The 17761-nt window shown below is 55.5% G+C and carries 13 protein-coding genes; 9 read left to right on the forward strand and 4 right to left on the reverse strand.

Going from position 1 to position 17761, the window contains the following annotated elements:
- The first annotated feature begins 62 nt into the window (after positions 1–62).
- The 8 genes from hrpA (at position 63) to E2H98_RS18000 (ending at position 13745) form a co-directional block, all read left to right on the forward strand.
- Positions 63–3923 carry an ATP-dependent RNA helicase HrpA gene (gene hrpA / locus E2H98_RS17965; RefSeq protein ID WP_133587081.1) on the forward strand — a complete coding sequence of 1287 codons (3861 nt, stop codon included), beginning with the start codon at positions 63–65 and terminating at the stop codon, positions 3921–3923.
- Positions 3924–4081: 158 nt separating this feature from the next.
- Positions 4082–4474 (forward strand): zf-TFIIB domain-containing protein, encoded by a 393-nt coding sequence (locus tag E2H98_RS17970; RefSeq protein ID WP_162848138.1) that lies wholly within the window; start codon positions 4082–4084, stop codon positions 4472–4474.
- A 206-nt stretch (positions 4475–4680) separates the two neighbouring features.
- Complete coding sequence (locus tag E2H98_RS17975) at positions 4681–5103, forward strand: hypothetical protein (protein ID WP_133587083.1); 423 nt, start codon at positions 4681–4683, stop codon at positions 5101–5103.
- Positions 5104–5218: 115 nt separating this feature from the next.
- Positions 5219–6334: a beta-ketoacyl-ACP synthase III gene (locus E2H98_RS17980; RefSeq protein WP_133587084.1), complete on the forward strand. Its 1116-nt coding sequence runs from the start codon at positions 5219–5221 to the stop codon at positions 6332–6334.
- A 227-nt stretch (positions 6335–6561) separates the two neighbouring features.
- On the forward strand, positions 6562–10059 hold the full coding sequence (gene smc, locus E2H98_RS17985) for a chromosome segregation protein SMC (protein WP_133587085.1): 3498 nt from the start codon (positions 6562–6564) through the stop codon (positions 10057–10059).
- A 15-nt stretch (positions 10060–10074) separates the two neighbouring features.
- Positions 10075–10947 (forward strand): cell division protein ZipA, encoded by an 873-nt coding sequence (gene zipA / locus E2H98_RS17990; protein WP_133587086.1) that lies wholly within the window; start codon positions 10075–10077, stop codon positions 10945–10947.
- Between the two features lie 261 nt (positions 10948–11208).
- Positions 11209–13233: an NAD-dependent DNA ligase LigA gene (gene ligA / locus E2H98_RS17995; RefSeq protein ID WP_133587087.1), complete on the forward strand. Its 2025-nt coding sequence runs from the start codon at positions 11209–11211 to the stop codon at positions 13231–13233.
- Positions 13234–13274: 41 nt separating this feature from the next.
- Complete coding sequence (locus E2H98_RS18000) at positions 13275–13745, forward strand: hypothetical protein (protein ID WP_133587088.1); 471 nt, start codon at positions 13275–13277, stop codon at positions 13743–13745.
- A gap of 72 nt (positions 13746–13817) precedes the next feature.
- Here the strand turns inward: E2H98_RS18000 and E2H98_RS18005 are convergent, their stop codons facing one another.
- Positions 13818–14597 (reverse strand): ParA family protein, encoded by a 780-nt coding sequence (locus E2H98_RS18005; protein WP_133587089.1) that lies wholly within the window; start codon positions 14595–14597, stop codon positions 13818–13820.
- A gap of 10 nt (positions 14598–14607) precedes the next feature.
- Complete coding sequence (locus tag E2H98_RS18010) at positions 14608–15045, reverse strand: hypothetical protein (RefSeq protein ID WP_133587090.1); 438 nt, start codon at positions 15043–15045, stop codon at positions 14608–14610.
- Between the two features lie 163 nt (positions 15046–15208).
- Between E2H98_RS18010 and E2H98_RS18015 the strand changes: the two genes are divergently transcribed.
- Positions 15209–15427: a hypothetical protein gene (locus E2H98_RS18015; RefSeq protein ID WP_133587091.1), complete on the forward strand. Its 219-nt coding sequence runs from the start codon at positions 15209–15211 to the stop codon at positions 15425–15427.
- A gap of 217 nt (positions 15428–15644) precedes the next feature.
- Here E2H98_RS18015 and E2H98_RS18020 read toward each other — a convergent pair whose 3' ends face one another.
- Positions 15645–16751, reverse strand: coding sequence for a phosphotransferase enzyme family protein (locus E2H98_RS18020; RefSeq protein WP_133587092.1), 1107 nt, complete (start codon positions 16749–16751; stop codon positions 15645–15647).
- Positions 16752–16878: 127 nt separating this feature from the next.
- Positions 16879–17748 (reverse strand): LysR family transcriptional regulator, encoded by an 870-nt coding sequence (locus E2H98_RS18025; RefSeq protein ID WP_133587093.1) that lies wholly within the window; start codon positions 17746–17748, stop codon positions 16879–16881.
- Between the last annotated feature and the right edge of the window lie 13 nt (positions 17749–17761).

The following is a 17761-nucleotide window of genomic DNA, read 5'->3' on the forward strand; positions in this document are numbered from 1 at the left end:
AGCGACAATGTTTCGAATGCCATCATGCTAATGATCCCACCGTTTTCTGGCAACCTTGATCAATGAGTTCAGCCGTACCATCCCTGACCGTGGAAATCGCCTCGCAGTTATTGCTGCGTGATCGTCAGCGCCTGCAACAAATGCAGGCAAAGATTCAGCAGCGCCAACAGCGCAAACAGCCGACTGCACGCGAGCAGGCCCAGTTTGAGCAATGCTTGCAGGAAGCGCAGCAACGTTACCAGCAGCGCACGCTGAACTGGCCGCAGCCGGAATACGACGAGCAATTGCCGATTGTCCAGGCCAGAGCGCAAATTGCTGAGGCGATTCGTGATCATCAGGTGGTGGTCATCGCCGGTGAAACCGGCAGTGGCAAAACCACGCAGATACCGAAAATCTGCCTGGAACTTGGCCGCGGTAAGCAAGGTTTGATTGGTCATACCCAGCCGCGTCGTCTGGCCGCGACTTCGGTTGCCCGGCGCGTGGCGCAAGAGCTGAAGGTTACGCTCGGTGAACAAGTCGGTTACGCGATTCGATTTGACCAGAAAGTCAATGAGCAATCATTGATTGCCGTGATGACCGATGGTGTGTTGTTGCAGGAACTGAAAAACGATCCGTTGCTGCTGCGCTACGACACGCTGATTATCGATGAGGCGCATGAGCGCAGTCTCAATATTGATTTGCTGCTCGGGTACCTGAAACCACTATTGCTTCAACGACCAGAACTGAAGCTGATTATTACTTCAGCAACGATCGACCCGGAATCATTCTCGCGGTTTTTTCAGGATGCACCGGTGCTGTCGGTCAGCGGTCGTACTTATCCGGTCGATGTCTGGTATCAGCCTTTGCTTGACAAGGAAGAAGACGTAGATCGGCAATTGGCCGAAGGGGTCGCGAACGCCATTGACAGTTGTTGGGCGCACGGTCCCGGCGATGTCATGGTGTTTTTAAGTGGCGAAGCCGAGATTCGCGAAGTCAGTCATTTCCTGCGCAAACAGCAATGGAAAAACGTTGAGATACTGCCGTTGTATGCGCGACTCAGCATGGCCGATCAGCAGCGGGTGTTTTCATCGTCGAATCAGACTCGCGTGGTGCTGGCTACCAACGTCGCGGAAACGTCGTTGACGGTGCCCGGCATACGTTACGTCGTCGATAGCGGCTTGGCGCGCATCAGCCGCTACAGTCAGAGCAGCCGGGTGCAACGACTGCCGATCGAGCCGATTTCGCAAGCCAGTGCCAATCAACGCAAAGGGCGCTGCGGCCGGGTCATGAGCGGTATCTGTGTGCGTTTGTATTCGGAGCGGGATTTTTTATCCCGCCCTGAATTTTCCACGCCGGAAATTTTGCGCACCAATTTGTCGGCCTTGTTGCTACAGATGTTGGCATTGGGCATAACCGATGTCGAAGGATTCGAGTTCCTTGACGCACCCGATCGCAAGCTGATCAAAGATGGCTTGAAATTGCTGGAGGAGTTGTCAGCAATCAATGAGCAGCGGCAATTGACCGTCATTGGCCGCAAGATGAGTCATCTGCCATTGCCGCCGCAGTTGTCACGCATTCTGATCGCCGCCGAACAGTTTGCTGTGGTCAATGAGGCGCTGATCATCACGGCGTTTCTGTGCATACGCGATCCACGTGAGCGGCCGGCTGAAAAAGCCGATCAAGCGGTGGGTCTACACCGCCGCTTTATCGACCCGGAATCGGATTTTGTCGCCATCTTGAATCTCTGGCGCCATCTGCATGAGCGCAAGGCCGAGCTGTCAGCCAATGCCTGGCGCAAGGAAATGAAAGCCGAGTTTCTGAATGTAGTCGCCGTGCTGGAATGGGGGCGTCTGGTTGCCCAGCTTCGCACGATGGCCCATGAAGTCGGTTTACAGCGCAGCGGTTCCGGTACTGATTACGAAGCCCTGCATAAAACCTTGTTGGCCGGTTTTATTCATCAGATTGGTCAGGCAACCCGTGAGGGCGATTATCAGGGGGCTCGCCACATTCGCTTTCAGGCACATAGCGGCTCCGGTTTGCACAAGAAGATGAAGCCTTGGGTGGTCGCTGCCGATTTTCTCGATAGTCATCGCTTGTATGGTCTGCATTTGGCCAAGGTCGAGCCGTTGTGGATTGAACAATTGGCTGGGCATCTGCTGAAACACAGCTACGGCGAACCGCATTGGCGCGAGAAACAGGGCGATGCCGCCGTCAATGAACAAGTGACTTTGTTCGGCCTTGTTATCGTTCCGCGCCGGGCGACGCCGCTGGCGAAAACCAATCCTGCACTGGCTCAGGAAATGTTTGTGCGTCACGCCTTGGTACGCCGGGAAAGCGATTTGCGTGCATCATTCTTGCAGCACAATCAGCAACTGATCGACACCATTCATGAGCAGGAAGAAAAAGCTCGACGTCGCGATTTGTTGGCTGCTGAAGAGGATTTGGTGGCGCTGTTGCTGCCACGTCTGCCGGCCGAAGTGGTCGATAAGCACAGCCTGATCCGGGCGTTGAAACGAAACCCAAAACTGAATCAACTACTGATGCTGACCGAGCGGGAAGTGCGTCAGGCAGGGCAGGTGGCCGACAGCGACTATCCACCGGAGTTGCAGCTAGATGGCATGCTGCTGCCGCTGAAATATTCTTTCGCTCCGGGCGAAGAGTACGATGGCATCACGGTGCAGTTGAGCGTCGCCCAACTGATGCAATTGCAGGACAGTCAGTTTGAACGCTTGGTGCCTGGGTTGCTGCCAGCGAAGCTGGAAGCGCTGCTGCGAAACTTGCCGAAAGATCTGCGCAAGACCATTCAACCGATCAATGACACGCTGCAGTACTTATTGCCGGAAGTGTTGAGCGAGCAAATACCATTGCTGCAACAGCTCGAGTCATTGCTGTATCAGCGATTTCGTATACGGGTGGCGATGCAGGATTGGCAACTGGAGCAGTTGCCAGCGCACTTGCTGATGCGTTTTGAGGTGCTCGACGAACAGGGCAAGGTGTTGACCTGTGGGCGTTCAATCACTGAATTGCAACAGCGACTGGGACAACGCCAGCAACAGGTGCTGCGTCGGCAGGCGCGTAGTCACGAGCAAACCGGTTTGCTGGAATTTCCGGACGAGCCACTGGCCGAGCGAATCGATTCCGGCGGCACACAACTGTTTCTGGCATTGAAAGACGAAATCAAACAGCTGTCGGTGCGCGCTTTTCCGAAAGCCGAAGAAGCAGCGTTTGAACATCGGCAGGGTTTGGCGCGCTTACTGATGTTCAAGCTGGAAACGGAGTTCAAGTCGTTTCAAAAACAGAACCGGGTGTTGAATCCCTGTTTGCTGGCCTATGCCAATTTGATCGAGCGGCCGATCTTTCTCGATGATTGGTTTCGTGCCTGTGTGCTGGATGCGATGCCTGAATGCACGGATAGCATTCGCAGCCGCGAGTCGTTTCAACAACTTTTGTCAGGATTCAGCAAGCCATTGCGCATTCGCTTGGCCGATCATTTGCCGCTGCTCACGGAAATCGGTCAGCATGCGTCGGCAACACTGAAGCAGTTGAAGGCGTTGGAGAAAACGGCGCCGGATGCTGCCGAAGATATTCGCGATCAATTGCAGTATTTGTTGGCGCCCGGTTTTATTAGTCGCGATGGCTTGCCTCGATTACCTCATATCAAACGCTACGTACAAGCGATGCAATGGCGGGCCGAACGGGTGGCCGGCAATGTGCCACAGGATGCGGCGCGTATGCAGCGTTGGCATCAGGCCTTGATGCTGACCGAGAGGGCGCTGGAGCCTGAAGCGCCTTTATGGTCGATACGCGGCCAGTTGCAACGGCGTTTGCAAGATTTGTTGAATGAATATTCCGTGGCGTTGTTTGCTCAGCACCTGGGGACCGCCGAAACGGTTTCCGAAAAACGCCTGCAGCAAATGGTTGAAGAACTGACCAGCTTGCGCTGAGCTCCATTCGTCGATTTATGTTTCGTTTCGGATCGGCATTTGCTTCGAAAAATATTTCCCCTTGCAATATTTTTTTACTTCTCTGTCACAACCGATTCACGTTCATTTGCGTCAATATCAATAGCGACAGAGTTCATTTGCAACGAAAGGAGGACGTCATGTTTTGTCCGAAATGTCATGCCAGCCTGGACAATGTCCAGCTTTATGGAATGCGCCTTCATCGTTGCAGCGGTTGCAAGGGCATCTGGTGTAACGATGTGGATCTGAATTGTCTGCAGGAGCTGCGTGAGGCAGAAATGCTGGACATCGGTTTGCCAGAGTTGGGCCGTGAGTTCAATCACGACAAACCGAAGCACTGCCCGCAATGCGTCGAGCAGTCCTTGCACACGCATGCGGTGCCCGGCCACGAACATATTGAAGGCGAGCATTGCCCGCAGTGTCGCGGCTGGTTTTTGGATGCCGGTGAGTTGGCGGCCGTTTGTTCACACTCTTGGGTGTCGATGGCCAAAGCCTTTTTGGCGCGTATCAATACCTCTACCGTACCAAATTAGTTCACGAGCCATACGTACGTACTGTGAAACGGTGCCAGTAGCGCATTGAAGTGCTGCTGGTCAGCGTTGTTGCCTCAGATAATTGCGCGGGGAGTCACGGAAACCGTCTATTCTTTAACCATATACTGAAATTGATGGGATGCGCTGGTTTAAAGACACGCTGGATGTGTCGAGTCGTCTGAGGCGCGTATATGTTCGGTTTCCTGATGTTGGCGTTAGTATCCTGTCTGCTGTTTTTCAGCCAGAGCTGCAAAGCCGATTCTGCCGATTCCTTTCAGTACAATCCCTATGCCTTCAATAGCGTGCATCCGCAATTGCGCTTGCCGGTTGAAACCGAGTCGATGGGCTGGCAGGTCGCGCCGCAATGGCGCTTAGGCATGAGTGCCATCGACAACAGTCAACAAACAGCGTTCTCGCTTTCCTATACGCCGTTTGCCCGTTTCGGTTCCGCTGACAACTTCGGCATCGGTCGCGAAGAGCCGTTGACCTTCCGCGTTACCATTCGCGGCTGGGAACTGTTGGAAACCGATACCGAGTCCGGCGAAAGCCAATTCATGTCGCTGGACCGTTACCGCGAAGGCAATACGCGCAAGCAATACATTGCGTTGTCGATCAGCAAGAAATTTTGATCGCCCGATTGCCCCGGCGTGGATCAGTGGTTGCACCGTTTTGTGACAATTTTTTTGCGAAATCGAGGCACCACCGCTAACCTATTGCGCGTTTTTCCCCTCCAGGTTCCGCATCGTGACAAGCATTGTTATCAGTGGCACTGGCGTCTACACGCCGACTGAGGCCATTTCCAACCAGGAACTTGTCGCTTCGTTCAATGCATGGGTCGATCAATGGAATGCTGCCCATCAGGCTGATATCGAGGCCGGCAAGCTCGAAGCCAAGTCACACTCCAGTGTTGAATTCATTGAAAAAGCGTCCGGGATCAAGTCCCGCTACGTGGTCAATAAATCCGGTGTACTCGACATCAACCTGATGCGCCCGGTGTTGCGTGAGCGCAGCAACGACGAACCGTCCTTGCACTGTGAAATGTCGATGGCCGCCGCGGAAGAAGCGCTGCACCAGGCTGGCCGTAAGCCAGAAGAGGTCGATTTCGTGTTGGCGGCGGTGTCGAACTTCCCGCGCCCGTACCCGGCCTTGGCGGTCGAAGTTCAGCACTTTCTTGGCTGCAAGGGCTTTGCCTTTGATATGAATGTGGCCTGTTCGTCGGCGACCTTTGCCATCAAGACGGCGGTGGAAGCCTTGCAAACCGGCGGTGCCCGCTGCGTGCTGATCGTCAACCCGGAGATCTGTTCCGGGCATCTGGATTTCCGTGATCGCGATAGCCACTTCATTTTTGGCGATGTCTGCTCGGCCATCGTGCTGGAGCGTAAAGACGACGCGCGCAGTGGCGGTGTCGAAGTGTTGGGGTGCAAGCTGGTTACCGAGTTTTCCAACAATATCCGCAATAACTTCGGCTTCCTGAATCGTACCCATCCGGAAACCCGCTATGCCCGCGACAAGTTGTTTGTCCAGGAAGGGCGCAAGGTGTTCAAGGAGGTCTGCCCGATGGTGGCCGAACTTATTACCGGTCATTTGGATGAGATGGGCTTGTCGGCCGGCGACCTGAAACGGCTCTGGCTGCATCAGGCCAACATCAATATGAACCAGTTGATCGCCCGCAAGGTGCTGGGCCGTGAGCCGGAGGGCCACGAGGCGCCGAATATTCTCGACCGCTACGCCAACACCAGCTCAGCCGGCTCGATCGTGGCGTTTCACTTCCATCGGGATGGTTTGCAAGCAGGCGATCTGGGCGTAATCAGCTCGTTTGGGGCCGGTTATTCGGCCGGTAGCGTTGTGGTTCGTGCCTGATTCTTCAAAAAAAAACCACAACCCGCAATAACTTCACAAGTTATCCACAGGGCTGTCCCTTCGACCCTGTGCCGCTTTACCGATAAACTAGCGCGCGGCTGGCCGGAAACTCCGGCCGCCGCCAGTTTTCAGCGGGTGTGCCAGGCCATCAATACGGCTTGGCGTGCTCGAAAGGGGCGCAGGCAACGGCCGCGACTCCGGGTTCAGGACAGATACAGAACAACACGATGCGTTTAAAACAAATCAAACTTGCGGGATTCAAGTCATTCGTCGACCCGACGACGGTGCCATTTCCGACCAACCTGACGGCGATTGTCGGCCCTAACGGCTGCGGCAAATCCAACGTCATTGACGCGGTGCGCTGGGTCATGGGCGAAAGCTCGGCCAAGAATCTGCGTGCCGAAGAATCCACCGACGTCATTTTCAACGGCTCGACCGCACGTAAGCCAGTCGGCCAGGCCAGTATCGAACTGGTGTTCGACAACAGCGACGGTTCGCTCGGCGGTGAATGGGCCAGCTACAACGAGATTTCGGTCAAGCGTCTGATCACCCGCGATGCCCAGAACAGCTATTTTCTGAATGGCGCGCGCTGCCGCCGTAAAGACATCACCGATATTTTTCTCGGCACCGGTTTGGGACCTCGCTCGTACGCCATTATTCAGCAGGGTACGATTTCCCGTTTGATTGAATCGAAACCGCATGAGCTGCGGATTTTCATCGAAGAAGCGGCCGGCATTTCCAAATACAAAGAACGCCGCAAGGAAACCGAGTCGCGCATCAATCAGACGCGCGAGAACATGTCGCGCTTGTCGGATATTCGTCAGGAACTCGACAAGCAGATTGCGCATTTGCAGCGCCAGGCGCAAGCCGCCGCCAAGTTCAAAGAGCTGCGCGAAGAAGAGCGTGGCCTGAAGGCGAAAGTCTCGGCGATTCGTTACAAAGAGCTCGACGAAAAAGTGCAGGCGCATGAGCAAGCCATTGGCGTATTGAGCGTCGATGTCGAAGCACGCATGGCCGAAATCGCTGCGCTTGATGCCGGCACCGAGGACGCCCGCTCCAAGCATATCGATTTGACCGATACTTTTAATGCGGTGCAGGGCAAATACCACGGCATCACTGCCGAGATTGTCCGGCTTGAGCAATCGATCAAATACACCCGCGAACGTCGTCATACCTTGCGTGATGATTTGGTTCGGTTGGAGCAATCGCAGCGCGGCGCGGAAGAGCATCTGGCGCTCGACACCGAAAAAGTCGCGCAAGTGCAAAGCGAAATCGAGGACAACACACCAGAACTGCTGCGTCTGGAAGAAATCGCCAACGGCGGTCAGCAAAACCTAAGCGAACATGAAGAAGCGATTGCCCAGTGGCAGCAAGAGTGGGATGAATTCAACCGCACGGCGTCCGACACCGCGCAAAAAGCTCAGGTCGAACGCACCCGGGTGAGCCATTACGAAACCGTGTTGGCGCGTATCGGTCAGCGTCATCAGCGCATTCAACAGGAAATCGATGGCCTGAATGCCCAGCCCGGCAACGATGAATTGCTGGCGCTGGAAGAAAAATTGGCCGAAACCGAGATGCGTGCTGACGAAGTACGCGATCGCCATGCGCAAGGCGTTGAGCGCATCAATCGTTTGCGTCAGGAACGCCAGGAACTGACGGCGCAAATTGATGCCGCTCGCAACGAATTGAACCAGCTGCGCGGAAAAAAGGTCGCGCTGGAATCCTTGCAGCAAGCCGCGCAGGGCGCCAACGATGAACCCTTCGTACAGTGGCTGCAGCGCCACAATTTGAACAATGTACCGCGGCTTTCCGATCAGCTGCGTATCGAGGCCGGTTGGGAAACGGCACTGGAAGCGGTGCTTGGCGATCAATTACAGGCGCTGGTTGTCAATCAACTCGACGATGTGCTGGCTGCACTGGCCGAGCAGCCGGGTGCAGCGGTGCATATCATCGACAATCAATCGGTTTCCGGCAATTCTGCGCGTCGTTCGTTGGCGCAATTGATCCAGGCCGGTCAGGCTCCGGCCTTGCTGCACAGCGTATATCCGGTCGAGTCGATTAACGAGGCTTTCAGCCAACGCCAGTCATTGGCAGCGCATGAACGCTTCGTTACCCGTGACGGTTTCGTTGTCGGCCGCAATTTCCTGAAAATCAATGCCAGCAATGACGGCAAGATGGGCGTGCTGGAGCGCGCCAAACTGATCGAGTCGCTGACAGCCGAAATCGATACGCTGCAGGAAAAACTTGCTGAACTGGAAGAGCGCAGTGAACAGGCGCGCGACGATCTGCGCACGCTCGAAGCTGAGTGGGGCGAGCTGCAAAAGCAGCTGACCGCCGCCGAGCGTGATGTCGTTGAAGTGCGCTCACAACTGCAACAACGGCAGAGCAAGCTGGAACAGCTGCGTCGTCAGCGCGAGCAGTTGATCAACGAGCAGAAGGAACTGTCTGCCCAACGCGAAGAAGACGAAGAGCGTCTGGCACAAAGCCGCGCCAACTTGCAGGCTGCCATCGAACAGATGGGCGATGACACCGACAAGCGGGAAGAACTGCAAGCCCGCCGTGAAGAACTCCGGCAACTGGTCGATAGCGCACGTATGTCGGCGCGTGATGCCAAGGACATTTACCACAAGCTGGCGCTGCGTATGGAAGCGTTGCGTGCCGAGCTGACCTCAACCCAGAATTCCGAGCGCCGCGTGCGCGAGCAATTGGCGGCCATCAACGAGCGCCGCGAGCAGTTGGAAATGCAGCTCGAAGAAAGCATGGAACCGTTGACCGATATGGAAACGGATCTGGAAAACGCGCTGAACAAACGCATTACCGTCGAGCAGGAGTTGACGCAAGCGCGTGAAGCGCTAAGCGAAGTCGATCAGGAAGTGCGCGTACATGAACGCCGCCGTCACGAAATTGAGCAACAGGCGCAAGCCGTGCGTATGCGCCTGGAGCAGCTACGCGTTGAGCGTGGCGAGCTGACCGTACGTCGCGACACCCAGCTCGAATTCCTGAAGCAGGAAGAGCGTACGCTGGAAGAAGCGCTGGCCCAGCTCGAAGAACATGATCGCGAGCATGACATTACCGGTCGCCTGACCGAGATTGCCGAAAAAATTCAACGCCTGGGCGCCATCAACCTGGCGGCAATCGAAGAGTTCCAAACCCAGTCCGAACGCAAAACCTATATGGATGCGCAGTTCGACGATTTGACCAAGGCGCTGGAAACGCTGGAAGACGCCATTCGGAAAATCGATCACGAAACGCGTTCGAAGTTCAAGGACACCTTCGACTTCGTCAACAAGACTTTCCAGGAATTGTTCCCGAAAGTGTTTGGCGGTGGCCATGCCTATCTGGAAATGACCGGCGAAGATCTGCTCGACACCGGTATCACGCTGATGGCGCGGCCACCGGGCAAACGCAACAGCACCATTCACCTGTTGTCCGGTGGTGAGAAGGCGTTGACCGCGATTGCGCTGGTGTTCTCGATCTTCCAATTGAATCCGGCACCGTTCTGTATGCTGGACGAGGTTGACGCCCCGCTGGACGACGCCAACGTCGGCCGGTTTTGTAACCTGGTCAAAGAAATGTCAAAATCAGTACAATTCATCTACATCTCGCACAACAAGATTGCGATGGAGATGGGCGAACAACTGTGCGGCGTGACGATGCAGGAACCGGGCGTGTCCCGTATCGTCGCCGTAGACATTGACGAAGCCGCAGCGATGGCCGCGGCCTGAACGACGGATTGAACAATGGATTTCGGATTTCGCGAATTACTGGTCCTGACCGGCGTGGCCCTGCTGGGTTATCTGGTGTGGGATGGTTGGCGCAACCGGAGCCGCGATCAGTACAAGTTCAAACTGGAAAAAAACATTCCGCCGGAGCCGGAAACGCCACCGGTCCGGGAAGGCATAGACCGGGATGGCATTGGTCAGGTGCGGGTCAAAACCCCCATCACTGAATCCGGATTTGAAGCCGAACCGGACACGCTCCCGGATGTCGGTATGCCTCGAGCTGCATCGGCTCATGTCGAACCGGTTTTTGGTGACGAGCCGGTTGTGCGTCAGGATCCGGAATTGCCCATCGGTAACACCGGTGAGTTGTTCGCCGATGCCATGGCACCGGTAAAAAGTAAAAATAAAACAAAGCAAAACAAACAAGCGGCACCGAGCAAAGCAACTGAACCGGTCGAACCGGAATTCCAGGTCATTTCGCTGACCGTGCACGCACCGGAAGGCAAGTTATTCGACGGTAGCGAGCTCAGCATCGCGATGATGGAAGCTTCACTGGTGTTTGGCGAGATGGATATTTTCCATCGTCATCTTGATGGCACGCCGAATTCGGAGATCCAGTTCAGCGTCGTCAACGCGATCAAGCCCGGCACCTTCGATCCAAACAATCTGGAAAGCTTTTCGACGCCAGGTATCAGTCTGTTCATGCAAATGCCGGGGCCAAAAGAGCCGCGCTTGGCTTATCAACTGATGACCAATGCGGCCGAGCAGATTGCCCGCACGCTTGGCGGCACGATTCTCGATGGCACTCGTCAGCAATTCGGTGCCGAATCGCGCCGTGCGCACGAAAACCAAATCAGCCAGTTCGAGCGCAAACAAACGGCGAAAGCCTGAGTTTGCTTGAAGCCATCTCAAAAATAGTCTGGGCGAAGGTGAGGTGCGCGAATAGGAGCGCAAAAACCGGAGTTTACGAGTGGTAAATGAGGATTTTGAGCACCGCATTCACGCAGATCGCCGAGCTCCAGGCATTTTTGAGATGGCTTCTAATCGCTGTTCTGGCGGGCAAGACAGATACATTTCATCTCGTCAGCGCCGGGTGAAGGCGCTATTCTAGTTGCCCAGAACGCCACCTTTTCCTTGAGTTCGGAAACCTTCATGTCTGCCACGGCTGCCGAGCGCATCGCGACCCTTCGCCACACGCTGAACGAATACAACTATCAATACTACGTGCTTGATGCACCTACGGTACCGGATGCTGAATACGATCGGCTGATGCAGCAGCTGCGTCAGTTGGAATCGGAACATCCGGAATTGATTAGTGCTGATTCACCATCGCAGCGTGTGGGTGGCGAACCGATTGCCGCATTCCAGCAGGTCAAACACGTCATTCCGATGCTGAGTCTGGAGAATGCGTTTACCGAACAGGATTTGCACGACTTTGTCGAAGATATTCGTGAACGCCTCGGCTTTGTTGACGATCTGGAGTTCAGTTGCGAGCCGAAACTCGATGGCGTTGCCGTTAGTCTGATTTACGAACATGGTGAGCTGGTTACCGGCGCCACCCGTGGCGACGGTCAGACCGGCGAAGATATTACCCACAACATCAAAACCATCAATGCGATTCCGCTGCGTTTGCGTGGCGAGCAATTGCCGGCATTGTTGGAAGTGCGTGGTGAAGTCTATTTTCCGAAAGCAGATTTCAATCGCTTCAACGAGAAAGCCTTGGCCAGTGGCGAAAAAATATTCGCCAATCCGCGCAATGCCGCGGCCGGTTCACTGCGGCAACTCGATCCGCGGTTGACGGCCAAGCGTAAATTGGCGTTTTACGCGTATTCACTGGGTCGCTGCGAGGGAGTCGAACTGGCCGGCAAACACAGCGAGCGTTTGCAGCAATTGAAGCAGTGGGGCTTGCCGATTTGTCCAGAAGTGAAGACGGCAACCGGTGAAGACGGTTTGCTGGCGTATTACCGGCAAATCGGCGAGAAGCGCAACGATTTGCCGTATGACATTGACGGCGTGGTTTACAAAGTCAATCGCATTGATCGTCAGGAAGAACTCGGGTTTGTTTCGCGCGCACCGCGTTGGGCGTTGGCGCACAAGTATCCGGCTCAGGAAGCGATGACTGTGCTCGAGGGCGTCGAGTTTCAGGTTGGCCGCACTGGTGCATTGACTCCGGTGGCGCGATTGAAACCGGTACCGGTTGGTGGTGTCACGGTCAGCAACGCGACCTTGCACAATATCGATGAAATTGAGCGGCTGGATTTGCGCATCGGCGACACGGTCATTGTGCGACGTGCCGGTGATGTTATTCCGCAAGTGGCCAGTGTGGTGTTGGCCAAGCGCGATCAGGCGGCAACACCGGTGATCGTGCCGTCCTACTGTCCGGTTTGTGGTGCCGAAGTCGTGCGCGAACAAGGCCAGGCGGCGATTCGCTGTTCGGCCGGCATTTCCTGCCCCGCTCAGCGCACCGAAGCGATTCTGCATTTTGCCCATCGCCGGGCCATGGATATCGAGGGCCTTGGTGACAAGATCGTTGAGCAATTGGTTGAACGGGAGTTGGTGCATCATCCGGCTGATATTTATCGATTGTCAGCCGAAACGCTGGCCAATTTGGAGCGCATGGCCGATAAATCGGCACAAAAATTGGTCAAGGCGATCGAGAAAAGCAAAGCAACGACCTTGCCGCGTTTTATTTTCGCACTTGGTATCCGTGATGTCGGCGAGGTGACGGCGACGACACTGGCCAATTATTTCGGCAGTATCGACAAGCTGATGCGAGCCAGTCACGATGAATTGCAGGCGATTCGCGATATTGGTCCGATTGTTGCTGATCGTGTTGTGCAGTTTTTTGCCAACGAAGCCAATCGCGAGTCGGTCAACGAATTGATCGACGCCGGTATTCACTGGCCGGCAATCGAAATTGTTGATCAGGAAGGCTTGCCGTTAAGCGGTCAGACGTTTGTGCTGACGGGAACCTTGGAAACATTGACTCGCGATGAGGCCGGCGAAAAACTGCAGCGGCTGGGTGCCAAAGTGACCGACAGTGTCTCGAAGAAAACTTCTGTTGTTGTTGCCGGCCCCGGTGCTGGTTCCAAACTGAAAAAGGCCCAGGATCTCGGCGTCGAGGTATGGGATGAGCAAAAGTTATTGGCGCTGCTCAACGAGCACGGGGCAGCATGAAAAAAAGCTTTGAATGTTCGTAATACGCTTGAGGGGAAATCATGTCTAGACAAATTCGTTTGATGCTCACGGCGGCGGTGGCCGTGTTGTTGGCCGCATGCGGCAGCAGTGCGCCAGAATCGGAATCCGTTACGGAAGCGGCGACGCCGCGGCCGAGCTTACCGGTGGTCAGTGTCGATGCCGAACAACTTTCACAATACTGGTTGATTGATGATGAGCCGAGCAAAACCGAAGGCCGCCTAAGCGGTCGCTCGGTCAATTACGGTTGTGTCTCGGTCGACTTTGGTATTGACGCCGATGGCAAGGTGTTTGATGTGCGCACGCGCAAATCCTGGCCGCAGGCGCAGTTTGTTGAGTTTGTCGAAAGCGCAATGCAGGAATATGAATTCGAAGCGGCGGAAACCAATGCGGCGCACCAGCCAGTACGCACTCAATGGTTACTCGCAGTCGCCGATGTCGATGGCAAACGCTCGCTGCATATCGCCGAACATTTGTTGCATTACTGTCGCTAGTCTTTTGTGTGCCGATAGTCGTTCGCGAAAACAGGCAATAAAAAAGCGGCTCATTGAGCCGCTTTTTTCATTTTAGCCAGCGTAGGCCACTGATTTATTCGGCTCCTCTCGTTGCAACCATTGGTCGCCACTGCCTTGCGCATCCAACCAGCACAGCAGCGTTTGCCAGTCGTCGCGATCACGTTCATGGCTTTGTTGTGGATAGTCGGCGACGCCTCGGCCTTCGGCATAGGCGCGCACATAATTCTGGGTGTCGCGCAGCGTGGCCGGGTAGGGGATGTTCAGGCTCAGCAGAAATTTCTGCAGGCGCTCCCAGGCCTTGGTGTGCTGTTTGACCCGATTGGCGACGACGGCGATCGGCCGGCGTTTGCGCCGCATGCTCTGGGTCAGCAGCAACTCACCTATAAAGCGCGCGCTGGCGCGGATGTCGATATCGGAAGCGAGCACCGGCACGACAATCAAGTCGTGATCCTGTAGCAAGTCATCAAGCGCTGGGCCGTTCATTCCCGGCGGAGCATCGGTAATCAGCCAGCGGGTCGATTTCGGTGCCCGCCATTGAAAGCTGCGGGTGGTGCGGCTGTTGTTGTCGATTTTGACGCCGTGCACGGAGGGCAGGGCTTGCTCGCGATGGCTGACCCAGTAATGCGAGGAACCTTGCGGATCGGCATCGAGCAGCACTGTGCGTTCACCGCGCCGGGACAGCCAGCTGGCCAGGTTCGTGGCAATGGTGGTTTTGCCGGCGCCACCTTTACTGTTGATGACGAGAATGCGGGTAGCGTTCAACAATTGAATCGCGACCAACGGCTCGGGAGGTGCCTTGACTACGTCGGATTGCTGCGAGTGTTCGTCCATGTTCGGTCCATCAGGCAGAGCGCTTGGGCTCCGTATAACGGCCAGTATAGCGGCAGTTATCGGCCTGATGTAAATGTGAGACCGGCATCAAGGGCAGGATGCGGCCCATTTCCCGTTTGATTTGCTCATTGTCGGCCTGTTGGCGCTTGTGCTCGGCGAGGTTCTGCAGCACCTGGTGCAGGGCAAAAACCGTCGCCGGAATCGGCAGATCGGCGCCGGCAATCAAGCGTGCCAGCAGCTCACTGGCCATCGCCGGACTCAGTTGTTTCTGGTGGACGGTGTGCAGCAACTGCGCGGAGAACTGGGTTAGCACGGCGCTGATCGCTTGCTCGCTGACAGCATTTTGCTGACGCCACTGCTGAATCAGGCGAGGGCATTGCTCCGGATCTGCATCCTTGAATGCCGATTGCTGCAAGATGGTCAGTAACTGCTGGTTGATCGACTTCATGTACGCAAACCAATGACTGCCGGGGACAGTATTCAGTATCCGCCAGCAGCCTGTCTGGTTTCGTTGTACTGGTTCCGACTTTGCGTGTGCGTTTGCTCACGCTTATGCCATACTCCGAACAGAACCAGTCCGCCGTTTCCCGAGATTGGTACAAAGGTGCAGCATGGGTAAAGATCGCAAGCAACCCGAAAAAGAAACCGTGGTATGGACACCGAATATGCCCGATCGTCGTCTGAACGATCGTCGCAGTGGTATCGACCGCCGTTCGATTAATGGTCGGCCACTGACCGTACCGGATTTACGCTCGACCGAAGAGCGTCGTGGTGAAGATCGTCGCAAGGTAAGGTTGACGATTACCGGTCGCGCCATCGACGTCAAATAATTCGAAGCCATCTCAAAATATCTGGTGCTCGGCGATCTGCGCGAATGCGGTGCTCAAAAAAATCCGCTGGGAGCGGATTTTCGCGTAGCCCGGAGGGTGAGCCACATGGATGTGGTGAACAATCCTCATTTACTCTTTGTAAACTGCGGTTTTTGCGCTCCTATTCGCGCACCTCGCCATCGCCCAGATTATTTTGAGATGGCTTCTCGCTGTTTTTTTAAAGTCGTAAGCTGCGCTCCATTCGCCGCCGCTCTTTTTCCATCGATACCGCCAACGCCAGTTGCACTGCGGCGCGCTGGAAATTGTCGTCCGGTTGTTGCACCCGGAAATACATGTCACCGGCCAGATAATCGGTCAGGAAACGAATGCCCAGTGTGGCCGTCACAGCAATCGATGCCGGGATCAAATGCAGTTTTTCCTGTCGCGTCAGTTCGCGATGCAACACTGACATAAAACCATCTGCCACCGCCTGAAAACGGCCGAGATGCAATTGCACCGATTTTGGATTGGCGAGTTCACCGAGTGGATTGCAGAAAGATCGCACCATGTCGCCGAAATCGAACACGACACTGGAAGTCATCACCGTATCCAAATCGATCACGGCGCGAGCACGCGGCGATTGGTTGTCGAACAGGATATTGGCGATCTTGGTGTCGGCGTGAACAAAGCGCTGTGGCAACTCGCCGGAGCTGGTCGCGTATTCGATTTGATGCAGATAAGGCAAAAAGCGCTCAGCCAAATCAAACAACACGCGCACTTTTGCCAAACGACCGAGCGGATCGATGCGTGCGAATTGCTCCAGCGCCACGATGCGATTGCTGAGTTGATGAAATTCCGGCAGTGAGGCGATATAACGTGGTGGCGTGAAATCACGCATCGCGAATATGAACTGGGCAAACGCGCGCGCACCTTCGCGTGCAAGGGCATCATTGCTGACTTTTTCGAAGCTGCGGGTATTGGCGATGTACTGGGTAGCGCGCCAGTAATCCTGACCAATCTGGTGCCACCATTGGCCGTCTTTGGTGCGCACCGTCGATAACACTTCAAGTGGATAATCACCACGCACGCGCAGACGCGCCAGATGTTGTCCGACCAGCACGCCGTTCAGAATCAAGCGTTCGGCATCCGGAAACACTTCGCGGTTGATGCGCTGAAGCACCAGAGGACCCGCGCGTAACGTCGTGTTGATCAGGCCACCATTGCCGATCAGTTCGGCACGTGTGCCTTCCAAGCCCCAAGCCGCGCGCAGACTGCGCCAATCTTTCGCGGCCAATTCCGGCGCGTTGACAGGCGATTCAGGCGTAGTGGACACGGGATAATTCACGACGGCACTCTTGGGGGCGCGTAGGCTCTTATTTAAGGGTAGTCACTGTCAAGAAAAACTGATTGACCTTACGATTGTTGCGTAGCAAAAAGTGTGCGCGAATAGCGCTTTTCACACCATTCGACGATCAGCTACTGGTCAGCATCTCGATCATCGCTTTCGCCGCATTGGACAAACTGCGATTACGATGATGGACGACACCGAGTGCGCGTTCGACCTGAATCATCGGTTGCAGTTTCAGCGCTTTCAGATCGTCGGTGATCATGATGTCCGGTAACAGCGCCCAGCCCTGACCGGCAGTGACCAGCATCGCGATGGCCTCCAGATAGGTACTGCTGGTGGTTTCGCCCAGCTCCAGGCCGAGCGAAGCCAGCTGAGTGTTGACCCGTTGTTGGGTGAAGGTGTGGCCGCCAAGCAGTACAGCACGATGGCTAGCCAGTTGTTCAATACTGACCCGATTCAGTTTTGCCAGCGGATGTTCGCGATGCACGCAAGGCAGCAGCCGTTCGCGCCAGATCGGAATCGCTTCGACCGATTCGCTGCTGGTGCCCGGCAACGTGATAATCGCCAGTTCTCGCTGGCCTTGGCCGACTTCATGAAATGCCTGCTCGGAATCGAGAAAATCGAATTCCAGCGTCACCTGCGGATAGCGCAGGGTGAATTCGCGCAGGATGCGCGGCAACCGGCGTAAGCCGATATGGTGACTGGTCGCAATGCGCAGCACACCTTCGACCCGGCCACTTAAGTTGCGAATCGCCGTCGCGGTGTCCTGCATGTCGAGCAGCAGTTGTTGGGCCCGTGGCAGCAGGGTTTTGCCGGCTGGGGTTAGATAGACATCATGACCCACCCGATCGAACAAGCGTTGCTCCAGTTCGGCTTCCAGACTGGCAATACGTTTGCTGATCGCCGGTTGGGTCAGGTGCAGGCTTTGCGCGGCCAACGAAAACGATTGCGCCTCGGCGACGGCGACAAAAGCGCGGAGCAGGGCATGATCCATGTGTATTCCTATC

Source organism: Permianibacter aggregans, assembly GCF_009756665.1.
Taxonomy (GTDB): domain Bacteria; phylum Pseudomonadota; class Gammaproteobacteria; order Enterobacterales; family Permianibacteraceae; genus Permianibacter; species Permianibacter aggregans.